General features: G+C 71.6%; 22 protein-coding genes and 1 pseudogene. 10 read left to right on the forward strand and 13 right to left on the reverse strand.

Annotation, left to right across the window (positions count from 1 at the left end; genetic code table 11):
* Positions 1–3: 3 nt before the first annotated feature.
* Positions 4–810 carry an HAD family hydrolase gene (locus tag ACZ6S6_RS26140; RefSeq protein ID WP_469707091.1) on the reverse strand — a complete coding sequence of 269 codons (807 nt, stop codon included), beginning with the start codon at positions 808–810 and terminating at the stop codon, positions 4–6.
* A gap of 180 nt (positions 811–990) precedes the next feature.
* Between ACZ6S6_RS26140 and ACZ6S6_RS26145 the strand changes: the two genes are divergently transcribed.
* Positions 991–1,785, forward strand: coding sequence for a hypothetical protein (locus tag ACZ6S6_RS26145; RefSeq protein WP_469707092.1), 795 nt, complete (start codon positions 991–993; stop codon positions 1,783–1,785).
* A gap of 124 nt (positions 1,786–1,909) precedes the next feature.
* Here ACZ6S6_RS26145 and ACZ6S6_RS26150 read toward each other — a convergent pair whose 3' ends face one another.
* The 6 genes from ACZ6S6_RS26150 to ACZ6S6_RS26175 form a co-directional block, all read right to left on the reverse strand.
* On the reverse strand, positions 1,910–2,359 hold the full coding sequence (locus ACZ6S6_RS26150) for a VOC family protein (RefSeq protein ID WP_362960560.1): 450 nt from the start codon (positions 2,357–2,359) through the stop codon (positions 1,910–1,912).
* A gap of 65 nt (positions 2,360–2,424) precedes the next feature.
* Entirely contained in the window at positions 2,425–3,069 is a 645-nt protein-coding gene (locus ACZ6S6_RS26155; protein WP_362960563.1) for a class F sortase, read from the reverse strand.
* Positions 3,066–4,514, reverse strand: a complete 1,449-nt coding sequence (locus tag ACZ6S6_RS26160) for a hypothetical protein (protein WP_469707093.1) — start codon at positions 4,512–4,514, stop codon at positions 3,066–3,068. The genes ACZ6S6_RS26155 and ACZ6S6_RS26160 overlap by 4 nt, the downstream gene beginning before the upstream one ends.
* Before the next feature lie 58 nt (positions 4,515–4,572).
* Positions 4,573–6,177 carry an FAD-dependent monooxygenase gene (locus ACZ6S6_RS26165; protein ID WP_469707094.1) on the reverse strand — a complete coding sequence of 535 codons (1,605 nt, stop codon included), beginning with the start codon at positions 6,175–6,177 and terminating at the stop codon, positions 4,573–4,575.
* Positions 6,178–6,302: 125 nt separating this feature from the next.
* Positions 6,303–7,289, reverse strand: a complete 987-nt coding sequence (gene rarD, locus ACZ6S6_RS26170) for an EamA family transporter RarD (protein ID WP_362960572.1) — start codon at positions 7,287–7,289, stop codon at positions 6,303–6,305.
* A 128-nt stretch (positions 7,290–7,417) separates the two neighbouring features.
* Positions 7,418–8,296 carry an NAD(P)H-binding protein gene (locus ACZ6S6_RS26175; protein ID WP_469707095.1) on the reverse strand — a complete coding sequence of 293 codons (879 nt, stop codon included), beginning with the start codon at positions 8,294–8,296 and terminating at the stop codon, positions 7,418–7,420.
* A gap of 181 nt (positions 8,297–8,477) precedes the next feature.
* On the opposite strand from ACZ6S6_RS26175, the gene ACZ6S6_RS26180 reads away from it, so the two are divergent.
* Positions 8,478–8,843 carry a winged helix-turn-helix transcriptional regulator gene (locus ACZ6S6_RS26180; protein ID WP_362960688.1) on the forward strand — a complete coding sequence of 122 codons (366 nt, stop codon included), beginning with the start codon at positions 8,478–8,480 and terminating at the stop codon, positions 8,841–8,843.
* A 59-nt stretch (positions 8,844–8,902) separates the two neighbouring features.
* Here ACZ6S6_RS26180 and ACZ6S6_RS26185 read toward each other — a convergent pair whose 3' ends face one another.
* From ACZ6S6_RS26185 to ACZ6S6_RS26210, 6 genes are all read right to left on the reverse strand, one after another.
* Positions 8,903–10,858, reverse strand: coding sequence for an APC family permease (locus ACZ6S6_RS26185; protein ID WP_362960578.1), 1,956 nt, complete (start codon positions 10,856–10,858; stop codon positions 8,903–8,905).
* 145 nt (positions 10,859–11,003) lie between these two features.
* Entirely contained in the window at positions 11,004–12,110 is a 1,107-nt protein-coding gene (locus tag ACZ6S6_RS26190) for a 2-oxoacid:ferredoxin oxidoreductase subunit beta (RefSeq protein WP_469707096.1), read from the reverse strand.
* Entirely contained in the window at positions 12,103–14,055 is a 1,953-nt protein-coding gene (locus tag ACZ6S6_RS26195; protein ID WP_362960584.1) for a 2-oxoacid:acceptor oxidoreductase subunit alpha, read from the reverse strand. The genes ACZ6S6_RS26190 and ACZ6S6_RS26195 overlap by 8 nt, the downstream gene beginning before the upstream one ends.
* Before the next feature lie 311 nt (positions 14,056–14,366).
* Positions 14,367–15,026 (reverse strand): response regulator transcription factor, encoded by a 660-nt coding sequence (locus ACZ6S6_RS26200; RefSeq protein ID WP_362960691.1) that lies wholly within the window; start codon positions 15,024–15,026, stop codon positions 14,367–14,369.
* A gap of 170 nt (positions 15,027–15,196) precedes the next feature.
* A complete protein-coding gene (locus tag ACZ6S6_RS26205; RefSeq protein WP_469707097.1) occupies positions 15,197–16,552 on the reverse strand; it encodes a sensor histidine kinase in 1,356 nt (451 codons plus the stop codon).
* Positions 16,553–16,763: 211 nt separating this feature from the next.
* Positions 16,764–17,990, reverse strand: a complete 1,227-nt coding sequence (locus ACZ6S6_RS26210) for a sensor histidine kinase (protein WP_469707098.1) — start codon at positions 17,988–17,990, stop codon at positions 16,764–16,766.
* A gap of 169 nt (positions 17,991–18,159) precedes the next feature.
* Between ACZ6S6_RS26210 and ACZ6S6_RS26215 the strand changes: the two genes are divergently transcribed.
* The 8 genes and pseudogenes from ACZ6S6_RS26215 to ACZ6S6_RS26250 all read left to right on the forward strand — a co-directional run bounded on the left by ACZ6S6_RS26215 (position 18,160) and on the right by ACZ6S6_RS26250 (position 24,929).
* Positions 18,160–18,570, forward strand: coding sequence for an NADH-quinone oxidoreductase subunit A (locus tag ACZ6S6_RS26215; RefSeq protein WP_362960593.1), 411 nt, complete (start codon positions 18,160–18,162; stop codon positions 18,568–18,570).
* On the forward strand, positions 18,561–19,367 hold the full coding sequence (locus ACZ6S6_RS26220) for an NADH-quinone oxidoreductase subunit B (protein WP_469707099.1): 807 nt from the start codon (positions 18,561–18,563) through the stop codon (positions 19,365–19,367). Before ACZ6S6_RS26215 ends, ACZ6S6_RS26220 begins: the two co-directional genes overlap by 10 nt.
* Positions 19,364–20,233, forward strand: a pseudogene (locus ACZ6S6_RS26225) (NADH-quinone oxidoreductase subunit C); the annotation flags it as partial. The gene ACZ6S6_RS26220 and the pseudogene ACZ6S6_RS26225, both read left to right, overlap by 4 nt.
* An 8-nt stretch (positions 20,234–20,241) precedes the next feature.
* Positions 20,242–21,210, forward strand: coding sequence for a complex I subunit 1/NuoH family protein (locus ACZ6S6_RS26230; RefSeq protein WP_362960595.1), 969 nt, complete (start codon positions 20,242–20,244; stop codon positions 21,208–21,210).
* Complete coding sequence (locus tag ACZ6S6_RS26235; RefSeq protein ID WP_469707100.1) at positions 21,210–21,887, forward strand: NuoI/complex I 23 kDa subunit family protein; 678 nt, start codon at positions 21,210–21,212, stop codon at positions 21,885–21,887. The genes ACZ6S6_RS26230 and ACZ6S6_RS26235 overlap by 1 nt, the downstream gene beginning before the upstream one ends.
* 8 nt (positions 21,888–21,895) lie before the next feature.
* Positions 21,896–22,486 (forward strand): NADH-quinone oxidoreductase subunit J family protein, encoded by a 591-nt coding sequence (locus tag ACZ6S6_RS26240; RefSeq protein ID WP_469707149.1) that lies wholly within the window; start codon positions 21,896–21,898, stop codon positions 22,484–22,486.
* Positions 22,486–22,932 (forward strand): NADH-quinone oxidoreductase subunit NuoK, encoded by a 447-nt coding sequence (nuoK, locus tag ACZ6S6_RS26245; RefSeq protein WP_469707101.1) that lies wholly within the window; start codon positions 22,486–22,488, stop codon positions 22,930–22,932. The genes ACZ6S6_RS26240 and nuoK overlap by 1 nt, the downstream gene beginning before the upstream one ends.
* Positions 22,929–24,929, forward strand: a complete 2,001-nt coding sequence (locus ACZ6S6_RS26250) for an NADH-quinone oxidoreductase subunit 5 family protein (RefSeq protein ID WP_469707102.1) — start codon at positions 22,929–22,931, stop codon at positions 24,927–24,929. Before nuoK ends, ACZ6S6_RS26250 begins: the two co-directional genes overlap by 4 nt.
* Positions 24,930–24,948 lie beyond the last annotated feature (19 nt).

Here is a 24,948-nt window from a genome sequence, read left to right on the forward strand (position 1 = left end):
GTGTCAGCCGAAGACCCGTTCCAGGACGACGGCGACCCCGTCGTCCTCGTGGGAAAGGGTCACCTCGTCCGCCGCGGCCCGCAGGAGCGGATGGGCGTTGGCCATCGCCACCCCGTACCCGCAACTGTGGAACATCGGCAGGTCGTTCGGCATGTCACCGAAGGCGATCGCGGTTGCCGGGTCCAGCCCCAGGTGCTCGGCGGCGAGCGCGATGCCGGCGCCCTTGTCGATGCCGTACGGCTGGAGCTCGACCGTGCCCGGCCCGGACAGGGTGATGGTCGCCAGATCCCCGACGGCCGCGTGGGCGGCGGCCGCCAGCGCGTCGTCGTCGAGCTCCGGATGGCGGATCAGCACCTTGATGACCGGAGCGGCCCACAACGCGTCGCGGTGGGGCGTCCGGAGGGCCGACAGCGGGGGGCGCGGCATGGGAAAGCCCGGCTCGATCAGGGTCAGGCCGTCGACCCCGTCCTGGTCCACCGCGGCGAAGACCTGCCCCACCTGGGCCTCTATCTTGCCGAGCGCGGTGGCGGCCGCCTCCCGGTCCAGGCCGACCGCGTGGATCATGCGCCCGGCCCCGGCGTCGTACACCTGCGTTCCCTGCCCGCAGACGGCGAGCCCCCGGTACCCCAGCGCGGCGAACAACTCCCGTACGGCAGGCACCGGCCGGCCGGTGGCCACCAGGTGGCGGGCCCCGGCGGCAGTGGCGAGGCCGAGCGCGGCGCGGGTGCGGGGGCTCACGGTGGCGTCGCCGCGCAGCAGGGTGCCGTCCAGGTCCGTGGCGACAAGGGCGTAGGTGGGTGGGAGAGGCATGGGCCAAGCCTAGGGATCTACGTTTTCCGCCGTACGGCCCTGAGCTGCGGCGATGGTCCGGTGCGGGGAGGCGGCCGGGACGGCTTGGGTGCGTATCGGGAGAAATCGCGCCAGGCCTCGGCAGGGTGCCGCACCCCGTCAGCCCAGCATGATCCAAACGAGAGGCCCTAGGGTTCGGCCATGCCTCCCTCTGCTGATCCGAAGCAACCCACGCTTGCGGAAGAGATCGCGTCGCTGCGGCGACAGCGCGCGCGTCGTCGCCGTCGGCGGCTCACGGCAACCGGGGCCGGTCTCGTCGTGGTCGCCGCGGGCTCATGGCTTCTGCTGGCCATCGGGCCCGAACCGGGCGACCACGCCCCCATGGCGATATGTGCCGTCGACAGCACAAGCCTGCGCGCCGACGTGGACGCGGACGGACAACTGGACGAGATCCATGACCCGGACCGCAACGGCACCGGCTCAGTGGTCTTCCACAGTGACGTTCTCCGCACCACGGTCGGCGTCGGAGAGGCCCGCAGCTTCTGGCAGAAGCTGCGCGGCGTACCGATGCGGGACATGGCGACACGGGGAACCTTCGGCGACTTCGACGGCGACGGGTACCTCGACCTGGCTCTCTTCTACAGTCAGGAGGACGAGGGCGATACGCCTCGGCAGAACATGGTGGTGCACGAGGTGCGCTACGGGCCTCTCGCCCGCGACCTGAGCAGTGACCGGACCGGCACCATCCGTATGGGCGGCTCGACGTTCGTGCACGCGGTGCGGGCCACCGACACCGATCACGACGGCCGCGCCGAGCTCCAGATCGTCCAGTCGGGCGGGGACGGCACCGCTTCCCGCCATACCGGTCGGCAGGACGGCGCCGGGGTCTCCGTGAGCGAGGAGAAGATCGGCTGGGACGGGTGGTCGGGCTGGTCCGGACCTGAGATCGGCTGGCTCGACTTCGGGGCCTGCGCGGATCGCCAGGGCGTGTCTTAGAGGCGGGATCAGCCCCCTGCGCGGTTTCACCCCGGCGCTCACCGTTCGCAGGGCGCCTCTCGTTCCCGTCCTGTGCCGCGTCCACGCCCCGGCCCCTCGGCCTCGTACCGCGCCGCGCCCTCGGTCACTGCACGCAGAACTCGTTGGCCTCCGGGTCGCTCATCACGGTCCATGTCCCGCTCGGCTCCGCGACCTTGCGGAGCACCCGCGCGCCCAGTCGCTCCAGTCGGGCCACCTCCGCCTCGCGGCGTTCCGGTCCGGCGTGCACGTCCAGGTGGAGGCGGTTCTTCACCGTCTTGGGCTCGGGGACGCGCTGGAACAGCAGGCGGCGTCCGAGGCCCGTTCCGCTCTCCGGCTCGTACGGGTCGTCCGGGTGCCGGGCGGCCGCCAGGTCGAGCCAGGCCTTCCGGCCGTGCGCGGTCGTCGTGATGGCCTCCGGTACGGCTCCGATTCCCAGGAGGCGTTCGACCAAGGGGCTGTTGTCCTCGATCTCGTAGCCGAGGGCCTCGGCCCAGAAGCCGGCCTGGGTGTGCGGGTCGGCGGCGTCGATGACGATCTTCCAGTCAAGAGGCATGGCGCCATTCTTGCCCGGCCGGCCCCGCCGCGGGGTCGAATCGGTGTTCGGGCGTGGCGGGATTCTCAGCCTGCACGGACCGACGTGAGCCGGGCGTAGGCCACCACGTTGGACTGGTAGCCGCCCGCGCTGCGGTCGTAGGCGCCGCCGCAGGTGAGCAGGCGGAGCTGGGCGTCCTTCGTCGGGCCGTAGACGCGGGTGCTGGGGAAGTCGCTCTTCTCGTACACCTCGGTCGCGTAGATACGGAAGGTCGCGATCTTCCGGTCCGCGCGGTGGACGTCCACGGTGGCGCCGGCCGGCAGCGCGTCGAGCCCGGCGAAGGCGGCCGGGCCCGTGGAGGTGTCGACGTGGGCCACCACGATCGCGTTGCCGGGGGAGCCAGGCGTCACGCCGTCCCGGTACCAGCCGGCCAGGTTGCGGTCCGCCGGGTCGGGCACGCCGAGCCTGCCCCGGCTGTCCAGGGCCAGGTCCACCAGGGGTGCGCTGACCCGGAGTCCGGGGATGTCGATGCGGACGGGGCGGGCGGCGGGCAGGGGCGCCGCCGTGGGCGCGGGGCCGGACCGGGGGGCGGTCCCGGTGCCGGGCTCCGCGAGGGGGGAGCCCAGCAGCAGGACCAGCGCCGCCGCGGCGGCCGGGATCAGCCCGGCCGCCCCGGCCGGGCGCGGGAACGACCGCCGGGGCGGCCGCTCCCGCCGGAGGCGGGTGCTCAACCGCGCCGGCGCCGCGCGGTGCGGAGCCCGCCGACCGCGGCGGCGACGGCTGCCAGCAGCCCGGCCGCGCCGATCGCCAGACCGGGACCGGAGAGGCCGTCGGAGCCGGAGCCGGTCAGGGCGGTGGAGCCGTCACCCGCGTCGACCGGGCCGTTCGGCAGGGGTGCGCCGTTGCCGTGGCCGCCGCCCCAGTGCCCGCCGCCGTGACCGCCGCCGGGCGGGGTGGGCTTGGGGTGGTGGGGGTGCGTGGGGGAGGGCGACGGTCCCGGACCGGTGCCGTCGGTGATCCGGCTGTGGCCCGTGGCGCTCACGCCCGTACCCACCGGACCGTCGGTGCCGTCGACGGTGACGGTCAGTTCGGTCGTCACGTCGAGCCGCCCGGTCGGCGCACCCTCCGCCGCGGCCAGGGTGAACGCGGCCCCGGCCTTACCGCCCGGCTCCAGCGTGGCGCCCGCCCGGAGGTTGGTCCGCAGTTCGCCGGTGAGCGATCCGTCCGTCTCCCGGGTCAGGGGGACCGTGGAGCCCTCGGACATCACGGTCAGCTGGCCCGGCTCCAGCCCGGCCGGTCCCTTGAGCGTCAGACGCGTGCCGATGCCCTGGTACTCGGGGCCGTCCGCCGGGTCGGTGTAGGAGACGTCGGCCGGACGGGGGCCGTCGCCCGCCTTGATCTCCTCGGGGACCGTGAGCGCCGCCGACGCCCGGCCGGTGACGGCGAAGTCCCAGGTGGTGCCCTTGGCGGTGATGTTGTCGACGTATGTGTTCAGCGTGCCGTTCGGGTCGCCGAGCCGGCCGATGTTGGCGATCACCCCGTACGCCCCCTCGCACGCCGTGACGAAGTGCGACAGCGGGGCGTCCCCGCCCGCCGGGATGCCCGCGACGGCACGCGAGGTCCGCATCACGGAGTCGCCGGTGAGCCGGTACTTCTGCCAGGTGTCCGGCTTGAGCGCCGCGCCCTGGCTGTCCGTGTTGTTGCCGGGTTCGAACGACAGGGTGGTGAAACCCCCGCAGGACGCCGGGAGCTGGAGGTTGGCGCCGATGTTGGTGACGCTGGAGCCCTCGGATGCCGTGTACGCCCAGTACGAGATGCCCGCGTCCAGCAGCGGCTGGATCGGTTCCGGCGTCCAGGTCGCGTTGAAGTAGTGGGCGGCCTGGGCCTGTTGCCCGGCCGCGATGGCGAGGCGCAGGCTGCCGTTGAGATGCACCGGGTCGGGCTTCGGGGAGACCTCCTGGACCCCCGGATCCCGGTCCGGGGTCGTTTCCTGGAGGCGGAGCCAGGGGCCGTCGGGGCCGAGCCCGTCCTGATGGACGGTCACCACGGTGTCGTCCGCGACCGCGGTGGGGGCGATCCCGCAGGCGAGGACGGACACGGCGGACAGGGCGGCGGTGGCGGTCGCGGTACGCAGGAGCGTGCGGGACGTCCCGGACGTGCGCAGGGGTCGGGTCATAAGATGTGAGGAAAATATAAGCGGCGGGTCATCCGGGGGACGACCCGCCGTGACTCGCTCAAGCTCGCTCCAATGCCGCACCCTTCAGGTACTCCGCGACGGCCCGGTGGTCCCCGGCCGGGGCGATCAGGCCCACGTGGTTGTCCGGGCGGATCAGTACGAGTACGTCGTCCTCGTCCGGCCCGATGCCGTACGCCGAGCGGACCCGGCCGCCGTCGTCGGTCAGCCCGCCGTACGCGGCGCCTCCGTCTGCCCCGTCTGCCCCGTCTGCCCCGTCTGCCCCGTCCGCCCGGACCACCGTGTGCGCCCGCAGTTCGTCGCCGTGTGCCGCGGTCGCGTCGCGCAGGGCCTGTGCGGTGCCCGCGCCGAAGCCGAGCAGGGTGAAGTGCGGTCCGGCGAAGGTCTCGAACAGCCGGCGGGGCGCTCCGGTGGCCGCGTCGCGGCAGGGCGCGTCCGGCGCGCGGTCGCCCGCGCGGAGCCGGGCGGTGCCGCCGGCGGGGGCCAGGGAGCTCCAGCGGTAGCCGTCGCCCAGGCCGTAGGTCTGCGGGGTGACCGCCGAGTCCAGGCCGCCGCCCGGCTCCTTGATCGCCTCCAGCGTGGCCCGCAGCCGCTCCGCGGTGATGTCCAGGGTGCGGGCGGCGATCGGCAGCCGCTCCTCCTCGTAGGTGTCGAGCAGCTCCGGCGCCGCCCGGCCGGTGGCGACCCCGGCCAGCTTCCAGCCCAGGTTGAACGCGTCCTGGATACCGGTGTTCATCCCGAGGCCGCCCGCGATGGCGTGCACATGAGCGGCGTCACCGGCCAGGAACACCCGGCCCACCCGGTAGCGGTCCACCATGCGCTCGTTGACCCGGTACGTGGAGAGCAGGGTGGCCGACGAGAGGAGGCCGCCGGGCCGTCCGGTGTGCTTGGCGAAGAGCCGCTGGAAGCTCTCCAGCGACGGGGGTACGGGACTGCCCGCGGCGTCCGTCTCGGGGGCGGCCTGGAACCACCAGCCCGACCGGGTGCCGGGGATCGGGCAGAGCATCACGCCGCCGTCCCCGTCGAACCACTGGTGCCAGACGCCGCGGTCCGGCCCCTGCGCCTCGACGTCGCCGCAGACCATCATCTGCTCCTCGTCCGTCTTCCCCTCGAACGGGACGCCGAGCAGCTTGCGCACCGCGCTGTGGCCGCCGTCGCAGCCCACCAGGTACCGGGCCTCGATCTCCCGGCCGCCGGCCAGGGACGCCGTCACCGAGTCGTCGCCCTGGGCCAGCCCCACGAGTTCGGCGCCGAGCTCGACCCGTACGCCGTACTCCGCGAGCCGGGCACGCAGGATCTCCTCCAGCCGCCACTGGGCGATCAGCCACGGCCGGTCGTAGGGGGCGTCCGGCGTCGGGCGGGCCGCCGCGTACGGGTCGGTGTCGGCGATCACCTCCGCGCCGCGGTACTTGCGCATCGGCAGCGGCGCCGATCCGGCGGCCAGCACCTGTTCGATGACACCGAGGTCCTCCAGGACCTCCAGGGAGCGCGGGTTGGGGCCCTTGGCCCGGGAACTGCGCGGGAACTGCGGGGACTTGTCGATGATCCGTACGCCGATGTCCCGCCGGGCCAGATCGATGGCCAGGGTCAGGCCGGTCGGCCCGGATCCGGTGATCAGCACGGTGGTGGTCGGGGGCTTGGGCACGCCTGCTCCTCGGTTGCCGTTTCCGTTGGGATCCATGGAAACGCAACCGAGTTAAAAAAGCAACCAGGTCAATTATTGTGCGGTGTGGGTCGCGGCGTGGGTCGCGGCGTGCGTCGCGGTGCGGGTCACGGGGTCGGGGTCGTCACCGCGGGAGGGGAAGCGGAACCGTCCGCGGCGGGCTCGGCCGATGTCGTCGCGGCCTGTCGCGCGGCCAGCACCTGCATCCTCGTGTGACGTGACGTCCGCAGCGCGTCCCAGGTCAGCAGCGTGAGCGCCAGCCAGACCAGGGCGAAGCCGGCCCACCGCTCGGGCGGCATCGCCTCGTGGAAGTACACGATTCCCAGGATGAACTGGAAGACCGGGGCCAGGTACTGGAGCAGGCCGAGCGTCGAGAGCGGTACGCGGATCGCCGCGGCCCCGAACAGGATCAGCGGTACGGCCGTCACCACCCCCGTCGCGGCGAGCAGCACCGGGTGGCCGGCGCCCCCGGAGAGGAAGGTCGACTCGCCCCGCGCGCCCAGCCACAGCAGATAGCCGAGCGCGGGCACGAACACCACCGCGGTCTCGGCGGCGAGCGACTCCAGGCCGCCCATGTTGACCTTCTTCTTCATCAGGCCGTACGTCGCGAAGGAGAACGCCAGGGTCAGCGAGATCCACGGCGGCTGCCCGTAGCCGATCGCCAGGACGAGCACCGACGCGACGCCGGTGCCGACCGCCACCCACTGCACGGGGCGCAGCCGTTCCCCCAGGAGCAGGACACCCATGGCGATGGTGACCAGCGGATTGATGAAGTAGCCGAGGGAGGCCTCGACGACGTGGCCGTGGTTCACGGACCAGATGTACAGGCCCCAGTTGATGCTTATCACGATCGCGGCGACGGTGATCAGGGCCAGCTTCCGCGGCTGCCGCAGCAGTTCGCCGATCCAGGACCAGCGGCGCAGCGCGAGGAGCGCGATGCCGACGACGCCGAGGGACCAGACCATGCGGTGGGCGAGGATCTCGACCGCGCCGGACGGCTTCAGCAGTGGCCAGAAGAGCGGGACCAGACCCCACAGTCCGTAGGCGGCGAATCCGGACAGGAGCCCGGTCCGCTGTTCGTTCGTCCCTTTCACGGGCCCTCCTGGCAGGTGCGCGCCGACGCTTCGCCGGCCAGACGAAGGTAACGCCGACCGGGCCCGGTGTCATTGCCGTATCGCCAGACGGTCATGACATCGGGTCCGGGACCCTGCCGCGGGTGCCCCTACTGGACGTTCTTCTTCCGCTCCGCGGCGACCGCTGCCGCGACGGTCTCCGCGAGCGGGGTCGTCGGGCGGCCGATCAGCCGGGCCAGGTCGCCGTTGGTGCCGGCGAGCCGTCCGCGCCGCGTCGCCTCGTCCACGTCCACCAGGATCGTGGCGAGCTCCGCGGGCAGACCGGCGCCGACCAGGATCTCCTGGTGCGCGGCGGCCGGGACGTCGTTGTGGACGATCTCCTTGCCGGACGCCTTGGCGACCTCGGCGGCGTACTCCGCGAACGACCAGGCGACATCGCCGCTCAGCTCGTAGGCCTTGCCCAGGTGGCCCTCGCCGGTCAGTACCGCGACGGCCGCGGCCGCGTAGTCGGCGCGGGGCGCGGAGGCGATCCTGCCCTCGCCCGCGTTGTTCACGACGGCGCCGTGGGCCAGGACGGGGGCCAGGCTGGCCGTCTGGTTCTCGGTGTACCAGCCGTTGCGCAGGAAGGTGTACGGCAGCCCGGAGTCGAGGATCAGCTGCTCGGTCGCCTTGTGCTCGTCGGCCAGCAGGAAGTCCGCGTCCGGGCCGCCCAGGATGCCCGTGTACGCGAGCTGCGCCACGCCCGCGGCCTTGGCCGCGTCGATGACGGCCGCGTGCTGCGTGATCCGGCTGCCGACCTCGCTGCCGGAGATCAGCAGGACCCGGTCACCGGCCCGGAAGGCCCCGGCCAGGGTCTCCGGCCGGTTGTAGTCGGCGATCCGGAGCTCGACGCCGCGGGCGGCCGGGCCGGCCGCCTTCTCCTTGTCGCGGACGACGGCGGCGATCCCGCCGGCGGGCGTGGTGGCCAGCAGCTGGTCGATGACCAGCCGGCCGAGCTCTCCGGTGGCTCCGGTGGCGACGATGCTCATGGGATGTCGCTCCTCTTTGGGTGCTTATGTTCCGTTCGCGCTTTCTGTTACTCACCTTAGGGATGGCACTAACCAAAAGAAAGTACGCACTTTGAAGTAAGGTACTGGTATGAGCGTAAGTAACGTGGAGAGGCAGCCGGACGTGCGCCGTCCGGATGGGCGGCAGCCGACCGTGCGGGAGATGCTCGCGGGGGGACCGAGCGTGCGGGAGCCCATGTGCCCGTCCCGGGTGGTGCTCGAACACGTCACCAGCCGCTGGGGGGTCCTGGTGCTCGCCGCCCTGCTGGAACGCTCGTTCCGCTTCAGCGAGCTGCGCCGCGAGGTCGGCGGGGTCAGCGAGAAGATGCTGTCGCAGACGCTCCGGACGCTGGAGCGCGACGGCTTCGTGGACCGCGACGCGAAGCCGGTCATCCCGCCACGGGTGGACTACACGCTCACCGCGATGGGCCGGGAGGCCGCCGAGCAGGTGTGGGGCCTGGCGCGCTGGTCGGAACGGCACCTGGACGCGGTGGGCGCGGCGCGCACGGCGTACGACGCGAGGACCTAGGCCAGACACCTAGGCCAGACACCTAGGCCGGGGCTCCGGCTGGGCCGGGTGCCGGGCGGTCAGCTCTCCCCGGGCCGGTGCCGCTCCTCCATCGTCCGCAGCGCCCGCGACACGTCGAACGGCAGGATGGTCACCACCACGTGCGGCAGCTGCGTCAGCGTCTTCCCCATCTTCTCGCCCGTGCCCCGGTGCAGCAGCTTCCCGAGTGCGTTGCTGTACGTCCGCCGGGGCACCAGGACCGTCAGCCAGGTCTCGCCGTCCTCGGTGCTGCGGTACGCGAGCTCCTTCATCGCGTGGCGCAGCCGCCGGTCCGGGCACGCCACCAGCTCCAGCGGGACGGCGGTGGCGGCCGTCGCCTCCCAGCGGGCGGCCAGCCGCCTGGCGTACGCCTCGTCGATCGCGAAGTGCACCGCCCGGACCTCGTCGGGCCGCAGCTCATGCGCGTACCGCAGGGCCATCAGCGTCGCCAGGTCGAGCGTCTCGACCAGGACCAGGACCAGATGGCGGCTGTACACCGCCCGGTCCGCGCCCGGGGCCTGGATGCCCTGGAGCACGGCGGCCTCGCGCCGGTACTCGCGGTTGATCCGCATGAGCGTCCACACCCCCAGCGGGAAGACCACCACGACCAGCCAGGCGCCCTCGGTGAACTTGGTGACCGCGAAGATCAGCACGACGGCCGCCGAGGTGACCGCGGCGAGCCCGTTGAGCGTGATCTTCGCCCTGCGGTACCGGTCCCGGCGCCGCAGGTGGTAGACGGTGAGGCCGGCCCCCGCCATGGTGAACGCGGTGAACACGCCGATCGCGTACAGCGCCACCAGCTTGTCCACGCTGGCGCCGGTCACCAGGAGCAGCGCCAGTGAGACGACGGTCAGCGCGATGATTCCGTTGGAGAACGCGAGGCGGTGCCCGCGCCGGGTCAGCACCCGTGGCAGGAACCGGTCCTCGGCGACGAAGCTGGCCAGGTAGGGGAAGCCGGTGAACGGGGTGTTGGCACCCGTGTAGAGGACCAGCGCGGTCGCCAGCTGCACGAAGACCAGCCCGACCGTGCCGACGATCCCGCTCCCGAAGGCGAGATGGGCCTCCTGCGCGATGACGGTTGGCGTGCCGTCCGTGTACGGGACGGCATGGGTGAAGTGCGCCAGCGTGGAGACACCGAGTACGAGGATGCCGAGGATCACGCTCATGGTGATGAGGGTGCGGCGCGCGTTGCGGCCCTGGGGCTCACGGAACGCGGAGATGCCGTTGGAGATCGCTTCGAGCCCGGTGAGGGACGAGCCGCCGTTGGCGAACGAGCGCAGCACGATGAAGAGCGAGGCGCCGTAGAGCCAGCCGTCGCCCGGGGTGCCGAGCGGTACGACCCCGGCGGCGTGCAGATCGGCGTGCGGCAGCCCGCCGGTGAGCCCGCGCGCCGCGGAGACGGCCAGGATCAGGCCGACGGCGGCCATGAAGAGGTAGGCGGGCAGTGCGAAGAGCCGCCCCGCCTCACGGACCCCGCGCAGGTTCCCGTACGCGAGGATCACGATCACGGCGACGGAGACCGGCAGCTGGAGATGGTCCAGGCCGGTGAACTGGTTGCCGGCCAGATGGGCCAGCGAGATGAGGGCGTTGGTGCCGGCCGAGACCTGTACGGCGACGGTGACGATGTAGTCGACGAGCAGCGCCACGGCGGCGATCTGCGCGACGTTCGGCCCGAAGTTCTCCCGCGCGACGACGTACGAGCCGCCCGCCCGGGTGTAGATCGTCACCACGTCGCTGTAACAGAGCGTCAGCAGCAGCAGCACCAGCAGGATCGCGAAGGTCACCGGCATGATCATCGTGAACGCGGCGGCGCCGACGACGGGCACGAGGACCCGGAGCATCTCCTCGGAGCCGTACGCGGACGAGCTGATGCAGTCGGAGGCGAGCACCCCGAGGGCCGTCCGGTTGTTCAGCTTCTCGTCGCTGATGTGCTCGGTGGTCAGCGGCTTGCCGAGCAGCCGTCGTTTGATGCGGTACGCCGGACGGTCCAGGGTCATGGCCACATGGTGCGCGGATGCCGGCCGGAGCCCGGTCCGCAATCGCCGGACGCCGGGAATGTCAGCCGTTCGGCGACGCGAAGCGGCCCCCGGGGTGTACTCCCGGAGGCCGCTTCACGTCGCCGAACAGGGCGGACGGCGCTATCTAGCCGACCACTGTCCAGTTGTCGTTGCCCGCGAGCAGCGCGCCCAGGTCGCCCTTGCCGTCCCGCTCGACGGCGGTGTCCAGCTGCTCGGCCATCTGGGTGTCGTAGACCGGCCGTTCGACGCTGCGCAGCACGCCGATCGGGGTGTGGTGCAGGGTGTCCGGGTCGGCGAGCCGGGACAGCGCGAACGCGGTGTTCGGGTTGGCGGCGTGCGCGTCGTGGACGAGGATCTGCGAGCGGTTCTCCTCGGTGACCGCGACCACCGACAGATCACCCGTCCGAGGGTTCCGTACGACCCCCTTGGCGCTGTCGGTGCCGAAGAGGATCGGCTGCCCGTGCTCCAGCCGGATCACGGCCTCCTGGGCCTGCTCCCGGTCCTTGAGGACCTCGAACGCGCCGTCGTTGAAGATGTTGCAGTTCTGGTAGATCTCCACCAGCGCCGTGCCGGGGTGGTCGGCCGCCGCGCGCAGCACGCTCGTGAGGTGCTTGCGGTCGGAGTCGACCGTACGGGCGACGAAGGACGCCTCCGCGCCGATCGCCAGCGACACCGGGTTGAAGGGGGAGTCCAGCGATCCCATCGGCGTCGACTTGGTGATCTTGCCGACCTCGGAGGTCGGGGAGTACTGGCCCTTGGTGAGCCCGTAGATCCGGTTGTTGAAGAGGAGGATCTTCAGGTTGACGTTCCGGCGCAGGGCGTGGATGAGGTGGTTGCCGCCGATGGAGAGCGCGTCGCCGTCACCGGTGACCACCCAGACGGACAGGTCCCGCCGGGAGGAGGCGAGTCCGGTGGCGATGGCCGGGGCGCGGCCGTGGATCGAGTGCATCCCGTAGGTGTTCATGTAGTACGGGAAACGGGAGGAGCAGCCGATGCCGGAGACGAAGACGATGTTCTCCTTCGCCAGCCCCAGTTCGGGCATGAAGCCCTGCACGGCGGCGAGGACCGCGTAGTCGCCGCAGCCGGGGCACCAGCGCACTTCCTGGTCGGACTTGAAGTCCTTCATCGACTGCTTGGCCTCGGACTTCGGCACCAGCTGGAGGAGCTCGTTCGGCTCGGTCCCGGTCGCGGTCCCGGTCCCGGACTGGAGGAGTTCATTGGTCTCAGGCATCGATGGCCTCCTTGAGGGCCGTCGCGAGCTGCTCGGCCTTGAACGGCATGCCGTTGACCTGGTTGTAACTGTGCGCGTCCACCAGGTACTTGGCCCGGATGAGCATGGCCAGCTGCCCGAGGTTCATCTCCGGGACGACCACCTTGTCGTAACGCTTCAGCACCTCGCCGAGATTCCGCGGGAACGGATTGATATGGCGCAAATGCGCCTGCGCGATGGGGTGCCCGGCGGCGCGCAGCCGGCGGACGGCGGCGGTGATGGGGCCGTAGGTGGAGCCCCAGCCCAGGACCAGCGTCCGGGCCTGAGCGGGGTCGTCGACCTCCACGTCCGGGACCTCGATGCCGTCGATCTTGGCCTGCCGGGTGCGGACCATGAAGTCGTGGTTGGCGGGGTCGTAGGAGATGTTGCCGGTGCCGTCCTGCTTCTCGATGCCGCCGATGCGGTGTTCGAGGCCGGGGGTGCCGGGGACCGCCCAGGGGCGGGCCAGGGTCTGCGGGTCGCGCTTGTACGGCCAGAAGACCTCGGTGCCGTCGGCCAGCTCGTGGTTCGGGCCGCCGGCGAACTGGACGCGCAGATCCGGAAGCCCGCCGACCTCCGGGATGCGCCAGGGCTCGGAGCCGTTGGCCAGGTAGCCGTCGGAGAGGAGGAAGACCGGGGTGCGGTAGGTCAGGGCGATCCGGGCGGCGTCGAGCGCCGCGTCGAAGCAGTCCGCCGGGGTCTTCGGGGCCACGATCGGCACCGGGGCCTCGCCGTTGCGCCCGAACATCGCCTGGAGCAGGTCGGCCTGTTCGGTCTTGGTGGGCAGACCGGTGGAGGGGCCGCCGCGCTGGATGTCGATGATCAGCAGCGGCAGTTCGAGGGAGACGGCGAGGCCGATGGTCTCGGATTTCAGCGCCACCCCGGGCCCTGACGTGGTCGTCACCCCGAGCGCACCGCCGAACGCGGCGCCCAGCGCGGCGCCGATGCCCGCGATCTCGTCCTCGGCCTGGAAGGTCCGCACACCGAAGTTCTTGTGCTTCGACAGCTCGTGCAGGATGTCGGAGGCCGGGGTGATGGGGTACGAGCCCAGGTAGACCGGCAGGTCCGCCTGCCGGCCCGCGGCGATCAGCCCGTAGGACAGCGCGAGGTTCCCCGAGATGTTGCGGTACGTGCCGGTGGGGAAGGCGTGGGAGGCCGGGGCCACCTCGTAGCTGACCGCGAAGTCCTCGGTGGTCTCCCCGAAGTTCCAGCCGGCCCGGAACGCGGTCACGTTCGCCTCGGCGATCTGCGGCTTCTTGGCGAACTTGGCCCGCAGGAAGGTCTCGGTTCCCTCGGTCGGACGGTGGTACATCCAGGAGAGCAGCCCGAGCGCGAACATGTTCTTGGAGCGCTCGGCCTCCTTGCGGGGGAGCCCGAACTCCTTCAGCGCCTCGATGGTGAGGGTGGTCAGCGGCACGGGATGGACGTTGTACGCCTCCAGCGAGCCGTCCTCCAGCGGACTGGTCAGATACCCGACCTTCGCCATCGGCCGCTTGGTGAACTCATCGGTGTTCACGATGATTTCGGCGCCGCGCGGCACGTCGGCGATATTCGCCCTGAGCGCGGCCGGGTTCATCGCGACGAGGACGTTGGGTGCGTCGCCGGGGGTCAGGATGTCGTGGTCGGCGAAATGCAGCTGGAACGACGACACACCCGGCAGAGTGCCTGCGGGGGCCCGGATCTCGGCGGGGAAGTTCGGCAGCGTGGAGAGGTCGTTCCCGAAGGAAGCGGTCTCCGAGGTGAACCGGTCACCCGTGAGCTGCATACCGTCACCGGAGTCACCCGCGAAACGGATGATCACCCGGTCCAGACGGCGGATCTCTTTGTCCCCGTTGCCTGCTGCGGACTGGGGGGCACGCTGTCCCCCCACGAGCGCCTCACTGGCCTCATCGGCCTGTTCGGCTGGGCTACTGACCTGGCTGGTCACTTACTGGACCTCCCTCGGCGCGGCGGCTCGGAACCATCCGGCCCGCCGGCGGTCCCAGGCCCCACCCTACGTCTGTAAGGGTCGCCTTCCTCTGGCCGATCACATGATGGACGGCATTTTGAGACGCTTTTCGGCGCTGTTCCGCCATGATTCATCAGCCACCTGGTTCCTCGTCGGACCCTCGCTGGAGAGGGCCTGCAGCGAGTCGCCGGCCGGCCTGTCCGGCTCTTCCGCCCGGCTCTCCCGTCCGGACGGCCGCCGGGAGCGCCCCGGCAGCTATCTGACAGGGTGTCAGATAGTTGGCCGCGGTATCAGGAATTCAGATAGGTCAGCACGGCCAGTACCCGCCGGTGGTCGCCGACGCTGGGGGACAGCCCGAGCTTCTGGAAGATGTTGCTGACGTGCTTCTCCACCGCGCCGTCGCTCACCACCAGCTCCTTGGCCACCGCCGAGTTCGTCCGCCCCTCCGCCATCAGGCCGAGGACCTCGCGCTCACGGGGTGTCAGCCCGGCCAGCACGTCCTGCTTACGGCTCCGGCCCAGCAGCTGCGCCACCACCTCGGGGTCCAGCGCCGTACCGCCCTGCGCCACCCGGACCACCGCGTCCACGAACTCCCGGACCTCGGCGACCCGGTCCTTCAGCAGATACCCCACGCCCCGGCTGGACCCGGCCAGCAGCTCGGTGGCGTACTGCTCCTCGACGTACTGCGAAAGGACCAGCACCCCGATCCCCGGGTACTCCTTGCGCAGTCGCACCGCAGCCCGCACGCCCTCGTCGGTGTGGGTCGGCGGCATCCGCACGTCGGCCACCACCACATCGGGCAGCGCGTCCTGCGCGGCGAGGTCGCTCACCGTCTTGATCAGCGCCTCCGCGTCCCCGACGCCTGCCACGACGTCATGGCCGAGATCGGTCAGCAGCCGGGTGAGTCCCTCCCGGAGCAGTACCGAATCCTCGGCGATGACCACGCGCACCCTGTCCTCCACCACGACGTCTGTTCCCCCACTGCTCGCTGTTCCCCGCCCGTATGCCGTTCAGCATCCAGCATCCCAGTATCGGCGGTGACGCCGCGGACGGTCGAAGGGTTGCGTCGCCCCGGGGGACCGGAGCCGGCCGGAGGTGGAGTGAGGAGGGGGAGGGGCGGTCAGCCGCGCCAGGGGAGTTCGGCCGTGATCCTGGTCGGGCCGCCCGCCGGGGACTCGACGACCAGGATCCCGTCCACCGCGTCAAGCCGCTCGGCCAGACCGGCGAGACCGCTGCCCGACGTCAGGCCGGCGCCGCCGCGCCCGTCGTCGGTGACCTGGAGCAGCAGCCGGTCCGCGGTCCGCCACACGTCGACGGACGCGCGGGTGGCGTGGGCGTGCTTGCTGACGTTCTGGAGCAGTTCGGACACGGTGAAGTACGCGATGCCCTCGATGGCCTGCGCGGGCCGGGACGCCAGGTCGACCTCGACCGTGACCGGGACGGTGCAGCGGGAGGCGATGGCGGAGAGGGCGGCGTCGAGGCCGCGGTCGGTGAGGACGGCGGGGTGGATGCCGCGGGCCAGGTCGCGGAGTTCCTGGAGGGCGACCTTGACCTCGCCGTGGGCCTCGTCGACCATCCGCGCGGCGGCCTCGGGGTCGTCGGTCAGCTTCTCCTTCGCGAGCCCCAGATCCATGGCGAGGGCGACGAGGCGGGCCTGCGCGCCGTCGTGGAGGTCGCGTTCGATGCGGCGAAGGTCGGCGGCGGCGGTGTCCACGACCACACCCCGGTCCGACTCCAGCTCCGTGACCCGGGTCGCCAGCTGCGACGGACCGAGCAGCCCGGCCACCATCAGCCGGTCCACCGAGGCGAGGCCCCGGATGATCCACGGGGTGATCAGGACGATCGCCAGCCCGGTGGCGCTGGTCGCCGTCAGGTCGAGGGAGGAGTCCAGGTAGACCTGGTGGCCGGCGTCCCCGTACAGCTGGATGCCGCTGACCCCCACATGCGTCGGGAAGACCCAGTGCCACAACGGGTACGTGAGGGCGGCCCAGCCCCACGACCAGAACGTCAGCGAGACGCAGAAGGCGAAGACCGCCCACGGGAGGTGCAGCACCGAGTAGAGCAGGTGCCGCCAGGACACCCCGCTCTTCAGGACCGCCCCGACCCAGGACATGAGACCGCCGGTCCGGCCCCGTACCCGCGCGGGAGCGGGCACGTCCAGGTTCAGCAGGCCACGGGCCCTGGCCCGCTCCATCGCCCCGAAGCCGCGGCACATGGCCAGCCCGGCGGCCAGCAGCGGAATCCCGAGGAAGGTGATGAGGAGGCCGGCGCTCACCGACGTCACGGTGACCGCGAAGCAGAACAGCACGATGCTGATCGGCAGGCTCAGCAGCAGATAGGTGAACTCGCGCCAGGTCCGGCCCTCGACGGGGGCCCGCAGCCAGGCCGGGAAGAAGTGCTTCTCCGCGGTGCGGTCCCCGAAGCCGGTTCCCGGTCGATCATCGTCCCGCGTCTCGGGTCCGTATGTCGTGGCCATGGGTTCCGTCCATTTCTTCTGCTCGTCTGCGTCTGCGTCTGCGTCTACGTCTGCGTCTGCAAGGCCGGCTCTGTCTGCTGTGCGTGCTTCACGTGCGAAGTTCATGTGTGCACTTCAAGTGTGCTGTCGCGGTGAGCGGCCCGCCATGAGGGCGGTATCCCTCTCCGGCCGGGGGTTTTCCCTACCCCACGGGGCTGCCCGGAGGCGCCCCTCAGCGCCGCTCGGCCGCGGCGGTCCGGTCCGTGCCGGCCGTGGCCGCGCTCTTCTCGTCGTCCCGGTTGCGCCAGGGCAGTTCCGCGGTGACCGTCGTCGGGCCGCCGGGCGGGGAGTCGAGGACGAACAGACCGTCGACAGCCCCCAGCCGCTCGGCCAGCCCGGACATCCCCGTACCGCCGTCCAGCGAGGCCCCGCCCCGTCCGTCGTCGGTGACCTGGATCAGCAGCCGGTCCGCCGTCCGCCACACATCGACGGACGCCGTGCGCGCCCCGCTGTGCTTGCTGACGTTCTGGAGCAGTTCGGACACGGTGAAGTACGCGATGCCCTCGATGGCCTGTGCGGGCCGGGACGCCAGATCCACCCCCACCGTCACGGGGACGGTGCAGCGGGAGGCGATGGCGGAGAGGGCGGCGTCGAGGCCGCGGTCGGTGAGGACGGCGGGGTGGATGCCGCGGGCCAGGTCGCGGAGTTCCTGGAGGGCGACCTTGACCTCGCCGTGGGCCTCGTCGACCATCCGGGCTGCCGCCTCGGGGTCGTCGGTCAGCTTCTCCTTCGCGAGCCCGAGCCCCATGGCGAGGGCGACGAGGCGGGCCTGCGCGCCGTCGTGGAGGTCGCGTTCGATGCGGCGAAGGTCGGCGGCGGCGGTGTCCACGACCACACCCCGGTCCGACTCCAGCTCGGCGATCCGGCTTTCCAGCTCGTCGGAGGGCGAGAGCAGTCCGCGCACCATGCCCCGGTCGGCGTTGGACATGAGCCGCGCCGTATAGGGGAGCACCGGCCACAGGACGAAGAGGCTCACGAACGTCACCACGAAGGTGAGCACGCCCCACGGCAGCCGGATGAAGGAGTACAGCACCGCGCGCCAGCCCACCGGGTCCTTCAGGCTCGACCACAGCCAGGAGAAGAACCCCTCCTCCCGGCGGACCGGAGCCATCGGGCTCGGCTCGTCGATCCGCACCCCGAGCAGACCCCGCGCCCGGCTCCGCTCGGCCCGGCCGAGCAGCCGCGAACCCTGCAACCCGGCGGCCAGCAGGGGCAGACCGATCACCGTGACCGCGAGCCCCACACCGACGGCGATCATGAACACCGTGTAAACAAACCCGACGATCGCCATGGGGAGGTTGGCGAGGAGATGCGCGATCTCCTTCCAGGTGCACGCGTCGAGGGCGAAGCGGACGGGCGGCGGCCGGTCGTTGTCGGGTACCTGGGGGCTCATGGTCATATGCCCAGCCTGCCGGGTGAGGCACCCGGACGCCATGGGGCTCATGGGTGGCGATGAAGTAGGGATAACCCCACCAGTTGTCCGACGCGGCTGCTTACCGTTCCTTTACAGGGCCTAGACTCCCGTGCGTACAGATCGTCGGAGAGGTTCGAGGGAGCGAGGGGCGGACGTGGCGGACGTTGCGGACCTGCCGGGACCGACCGTTCTCGCGTCGGAGTACTTCCACAGCTACTCGGTCGTCGGACTGCTCGCCGTGGTCGGGGTGCTGTTCGTCGCCGTCGCCTTCGGAACCGGCCGGCTGATGCGCCCCGTGGTCCCGACGCCGGAGAAATTCCTCACGTACGAGTGCGGCGTGGACCCCGTGGGGGAGGGCTGGGCCCACACCCAGGTCCGTTACTACGTGTACGCCTTCCTGTACGTGATCTTCGCCGTCGACTCGATCTTCCTGTTCCCGTGGGCGACCGTCTTCGCCGCGCCCGGATACGGCGCGACGACGCTGGTGGAAATGTTCATCTTCCTCGGTTTCCTGGCCGTGGGACTGCTCTACGCATGGAAGAAGGGCGTCCTCGAATGGACGTGACGAGCCCGTCGTCAGCCGGTCAGCCGCAGCAACGGCCACAGTCGCAGCCGCAGTCGGGACCGGAGTCGGGACCAGGGCCGGAGTCGGGACCGGGATCGGAGCCGGGGCCGGAGTCGGGTTCCGTGCCCGTGCCCGATCCCGTACCCGATCCCGTACCCACGTTCCTTCCTGAGCCGATGCGGCTGGGCGTGCTGTCCCGGCTCGCACCCGAGCCGATGAAGGTGGTCCTCAACTGGGGCCGCCGCTACAGCCTCTGGGTCTTCAACTTCGGACTCGCCTGCTGCGCCATCGAGTTCATCGCCGCCTCCATGGCACGCCACGACTTCATCCGGCTCGGCGTGATCCCGTTCGCCCCTGGCCCCCGCCAGGCCGACCTGATGATCGTCTCCGGCACGGTGACGGACAAGATGGCCCCGGCGGTGAAGCGGCTGTACGAGCAGATGCCCGAGCCCAAGTACGTCATCTCCTTCGGCGCCTGCTCCAACTGCGGCGGCCCGTACTGGGATTCGTACTCGGTGACGAAGGGCGTCGACCAGATCATCCCGGTGGACGTCTACGTGCCCGGCTGCCCGCCCCGGCCGGAGGCCCTGCTCCAGGGCATCCTCAAGCTCCAGGAGAAGATCGCGCGCGAGTCGCTGGGCGAGCGCTACGCGAACGGCGGGGCGACCCGTCCCTCCACCGCCGCGCTGCGCAGCGGACTGGTCGCCGCACCGCAGGCAGTGCAGGCACGGTCCGAGCCGGGCGCCTCCGAGCCGGACGTCTCCGAGTCGGACGCCTCCGGGGAGGAGCCGAAGTGACCGCCGCCGAGAGCTACGACCGGCTGCCGGATGCCGTGACCGAGATCTTCGGCGAGGACGCCACGGCGGAGCAGGCGTACGACCTGCTGACCGTCGATGTGCCGCCCGCCTCCTGGATCGCCGCGCTGGAAACGGCGCGTGACGGGCTCGGCTGCACCTATTTCGACTGGCTGAGCGCCGTGGACGAACCGGGCACGGGCTTCCGGGTCTGCGCCCACCTCGCCGCGCTTCCCGACCGTTCCGCGCCCGGCTCGACGGTCCGACGGCTGCTGGTCCGTACGACCGTTCCGCACGAGGCGGCCGTGCTGCCCAGCGCGATCGACGTCTACGCGGGTGCGGCCTGGCACGAGCGCGAGACGCACGAGATGTTCGGCATCGCCTTCGACGGCCACCCGCACCTGGTCCCCCTGCTGCTGCCCGAGGGCTTCGAGGGCCATCCCCTGCGCAAGGACTTCGTCCTGGCGGCGCGCGTGGCCAAGGCCTGGCCGGGCGCCAAGGAGCCGGGCGAGTCGGAGCACGGCGGCCCCAAGCGGCGCACGATGCTGCCGCCCGGCGTCCCCGACCCGAACGAGTGGGGTCCGATGAAGGGCCTGCTCCCTCCCGCTCCCGCCCGTGCCACCCGTACGGCAAGGCCCGCGGGCGACCGCCCGGCCCGCCGCACCCGCAGCGCGAGCGACGGCTCGGCGGGGCAGCAGCCGGTCGTGCCGCCGACGCCCACGGGCCCGGCCTCGGCTCCCACCACGGACGCGCCGTGGCACAACGTCCCCCGAACTCCCGGCACCGCCGAGACTCCCGGCACCGCCGAAACTCCTGACACCCCTGCCACTCCCGACACCCCTGCCACCCCTGACACACCCGCCGGAGGCGATACCGAGTGAACGACGTACTGGACGTCGCCCTCCGCCTCGTCATCGTGTTCGCGGTGTTCATGGTCGTCCCCCTCGTCGTGGGCCAGGCCGAACACAAGGTGATGGCCCACATGCAGGGCCGCCTGGGCCCCATGTACGCCGGCGGCTTCCACGGCTGGGCCCAGCTCGTCGCGGACGGCGTGAAGTTCGTACAGAAGGAAGACATCGTCCCGGCCGAGGCCGACCGCCGCGTCTTCCAGCTCGCCCCCGCCGTCGCCCTGCTCCCGTATCTCCTCGTGCTCGTCGTCATTCCGATCGGCCCCGGCGAGGGCGCGGTCGGCCAGGTCGTCGACGCGGGCATCTTCTTCGCGCTCGCCGTGATGGGCATCGGCGTGCTCGGCTCGCTCATGGCGGGCTGGGCATCGGCCAACAAGTTCTCGCTGCTCGGCGGCCTCCGTACCGCCGCTCAGCTGCTCGCCTACGAGCTGCCGATGCTGCTCGCCGCCGCCTCCGTGGCGATGGCGGCCGGCACGGTCTCGCTCCCCGGCATCCTCGACGCCTTCGAGTGGTGGTGGCTGCCGTGGCAGATCACCGGGGCCCTGGTCTTCTTCGTGGCGGGGCTCGCCGAACTCCAGCGCCCGCCGTTCGACATGCCGGTCGCCGACTCGGAGATCATCTTCGGTGCGTACACCGAGTACACCGGCCTCCGCTTCGCCCTGTTCCTGCTCGCCGAGTACGCGGGCATCGTCGTGCTGTGCGCGCTGACCACCGTCCTCTTCCTCGGCGGCTGGCACGGCCCGCTGGGCGCCGACGGACTGGGCTGGGTCTGGACGCTCCTGAAGATCGCCGTCCTCGCGTTCGTCGTCATCTGGCTGCGCGTGAGCTATCCCCGTCTCCGCGAGGACCAGCTGCAGAAGCTCGCCTGGACCACGCTCATCCCGCTCGCTCTCGCGCAGATCGCGCTCACCGGCATCGTGAAGGTGGCGATCAACTAGTGCCCCCGATCCCCGGCGCAGGCCTGGCCAAGGGTCTCGCCGTCACCCTGCGGACGATGACGAAGAAGACCGTCACCGCGCAGTACCCGGATGTGCAGCCCGAACTTCCGCCCCGCTCCCGCGGCGTCATCGCGCTGTTCGAGGAGAACTGCACGGTCTGCATGCTCTGTGCCCGCGAGTGCCCCGACTGGTGCATCTACATCGACTCCCACAAGGAGACGGCGCCCGCCGCGGCCCCGGGCGGGCGCGAGCGGAGCCGCAATGTGCTGGACCGCTTCGCCATCGACTTCTCGCTCTGCATGTACTGCGGGATCTGTATCGAGGTATGCCCGTTCGACGCGCTCTTCTGGTCGCCGGAGTTCGAGTACGCGGAGACGGACATCCTCGAACTCACCCACGAGCGCGACAAGCTCCGCGACTGGATGTGGACGGTGCCGGAGCCGCCGGCGCTCGACCCGGCGGCCGAGGAACCGAAGGAGATCGCCGCCGCCCGCAAGACGGCGGAGAAGCTCCGGACCCAGCGCGAGCAGGAAGCCGCTGCCGCAGCCACCCCGCCCGTCCCGACTGATCCCGCCCCGACCGACCCCACGGCGACGGATCCCGCCCCGACCGACCCCACGGCGACGGATCCCGCCCCGACCGACCCCACGGCGACGGATCAGGAGGGCCAGGCGTGATCACCGCAATTGCGGCCGGCACCACCCTGGGCGCCGCCTCCGGACCCGCGTTCAGCCTCACCGAGAGCCACCCCGGCTTCCTCTCCCCGACCGGGATCGAGATCGCCTTCGTCCTGGTCGGGATCGCCACCCTCGGCGCGGCGCTCGTCACCGTCACGACCAGGCAGCTGGTGCACGCGGCCCTCTGGCTGATCGTGACGCTCGGCGGCCTCGCCGTCGAATACCTCCTGCTCACGGCGGAGTTCATCGCCTGGGTGCAGGTACTGATCTACGTCGGTTCCGTCGTCGTCCTCCTCCTGTTCGGCCTGATGCTCACCAGGGCCCCCATCGGCCGTTCCCCGGACGCCGATTCGGAGAACCGCCGGGCCGCCCTCGCGGTGGCCGTCGTCGCCGCCGGCACCCTCGTCTGGGTCGTCGTGGACGCCTTCCGGACCACCTGGATCGAGCTGGACGGGCCGGTCCAGGGGTCCACCGAAGCCACCGGAGCCTTCCTCTTCCGGCACTGGGTGCTCCCCTTCGAGGCGCTCTCCGTCCTCCTGCTCGCCGCCCTCGTCGGCGCGATCGTCCTGTCCCGCAAGGACCGAGAGGGCAAGAGCTGATGCACCTCGCCTATCCCGCCGTGCTCGCCGTCCTCCTCTTCTGCACCGGGCTCTACGGAGTGCTCGCGCGCCGCAACGCGATCCTGGTCCTGATGTCCGTCGAGCTGATGCTCAACGCCGTAAACCTCAACCTGGTCGCCTTCGACGTGTGGCTCCGCGACGCCCTGCACTCCGGCCAGGCCCTCACCCTGTTCACCATCGCCATCGCGGCGGCGGAGATCGGTATCGGTCTGGCCATCGTCCTCGCCGTGTACCGCAACCGCGGCAGCTCCGACATCGACCGCCTCCGCGACACCGCCGAGACCGACGAGGCCGAGACACTCCCGGACGGCGACGGCGACGGCGACGGCGACGGCGACGACGCCGGCACAGCCACCGCCTCCGGCACCGAAGACCAGGCCACTGCTCCGGCAGGGAAGGCAAAGAAGGCAGAGGCCACCCCGTGACCACCACGACCCTCGCCGTCCTCGTCCCCCTCCTCCCGTTCCTGGGAGCGGCGGCCGGACTCCTGCTCGGACGCGGCGCCCCGGGATTCGTCCGCCCGCTCGCCGTACTGCCCTCCCTCACCGCCCTCGTCATCGCGGCCGTCGTCGCGGCCCGCCAGGGCGGCGGCCGGGCCATCGACGCCGCGACCCAGCTCACCCCCACCGGCTCGGTCCCGGTCGACCTCGCCCTGCACCTCGACGGCTTCGCGGTCCTCGTCGCGGTCCTCGTCGCCCTCGTGGCGAGCTGCGTGCAGATCTACTCGACCGCGTACCTGCGCGACGACCCCCGCTACCCCTCGTACGCGGCCCTCGTCTCCCTCTTCACCTCCGCGATGCTGCTCGTCGTCTACTCCGGCGACCTGATGGTGCTCCTGGTCGGCTGGGAGATCATGGGCATCTGCTCGTACTTCCTGGTCGGCCACTACTGGGAGACGCCCGAGGCCCGCGCCGCCTCCCTCAAGGCCTTCCTGGTCACCAAGCTCGGCGACGTCCCCTTCCTCATCGGCCTGTTCGCCCTCGCCGCCGACACGGGCACCTTCCGCATCACCGGCATCCTGGGCTCCGTCGCCAACGGCGGCCTCGACCACCCCACCGTGATCGCGCTGCTCCTCCTCGCCGGTGTCGCGGGCAAGTCCGCGCAGTTCCCCCTGCACACCTGGCTGCCCGACGCGATGGCCGGCCCCACCCCCGTGTCCGCGCTGATCCACGCCGCGACGATGGTCGCCGCCGGCATCTACTTCGTGGCCCGGCTGCTCCCCGTCTTCGCCGCCTCCGGCGCGGCACTCGTCGTCCTCGCCGTGATGGCCGCCGTCACGATGATCGGCTCCGGACTCGCCGCTCTCGCCCAGGACGACATCAAGCGCGTCCTCGCCTACTCCACGATCGGGCAGCTCGGCTACATGTCCGGCGCCCTGGCCGTCGGCGACCGGGGCGCCGCCGTCTTCCACCTCCTCTCGCACGGTGCGTTCAAAGCCGTCCTCTTCCTCGCCGCGGGCGTCGTCATCCACGCCGCCGGCACCAACTCACTGGCCGCCATGTCCCGCATGGGCGGCCTGGCCAAGCGCATCCCCGACGCCTACTGGACGATGACCGTCGCGCTCCTCGCGCTGGCCGCCATCCCGCCGTTCGCCGGCTTCTTCTCCAAGGAAGCCGTCCTCGTCGCCGCCGAGCACACCGCCCTGGGCGACCGCCACGTCGCCCCGGCCGCCGCCGGCTGGACCGTCCTCGTCGCCGGACTCCTGGCCGCCGTCCTCACCGCCGCCTACGCCACCCGGCTCTGGCTCCTGGCCTTCCGGGGCCGCGGCGCCGAGGCCCCCGACCACGGCAGGCAGCCCGTCGCCATGACCTCGGTCCTCTGGGTCCTGGCCGTCCCCACCATCGCCCTCGGACTCACCGTCGGTGTGATCGGCGACTGGTTCGACGGCCACCGCCTCACCCCGTCGCTGACCACCGCGGTCCTCTCCACCGGCGTCGGCCTCGTCGGCGGCCTCGTCACCTACGGGGCCTGGCGCCACACCACGGCACTGGCCGCCCGGACCCCCATGGGCTCCGTCGTCGCCCACCCCGGAGCGGAACCCGCGCTCATCGAGGCCGAGGCCATGGAGAGCCACACCGCCGCCTACGGAAGCGCCGGTGACGCCCCCGACCCGGCCGACCCCGGCCGGCTGCTGCTCGGCCCGCTCCACCGCCACGCGGCCACCGGCTTCCACCTGGACGCCCTGTACGCGGCGCTGTTCGTCCGCCCCGTCCAGGCCGCGGCGACCCTCGTCCGCTTCCTGGACCGCGAGGTCGTCGACACCTATGTACGCGGCTCCGCCACCGGCGCACGCTGGCTCGGCACCGCCGTCCGCCGTGCCCAGACCGGCAACGTGCAGACCTACCTCAGCGCACTGCTCGCCGGTTCCCTGGTCCTGGCGGTCGCCGCCGTGGTCTTCGCCAACGTCAACGCCGGGTCGTGAACCGTGATCGATATCAGCG

The organism is Streptomyces sp. NPDC048671, assembly GCF_055587045.1.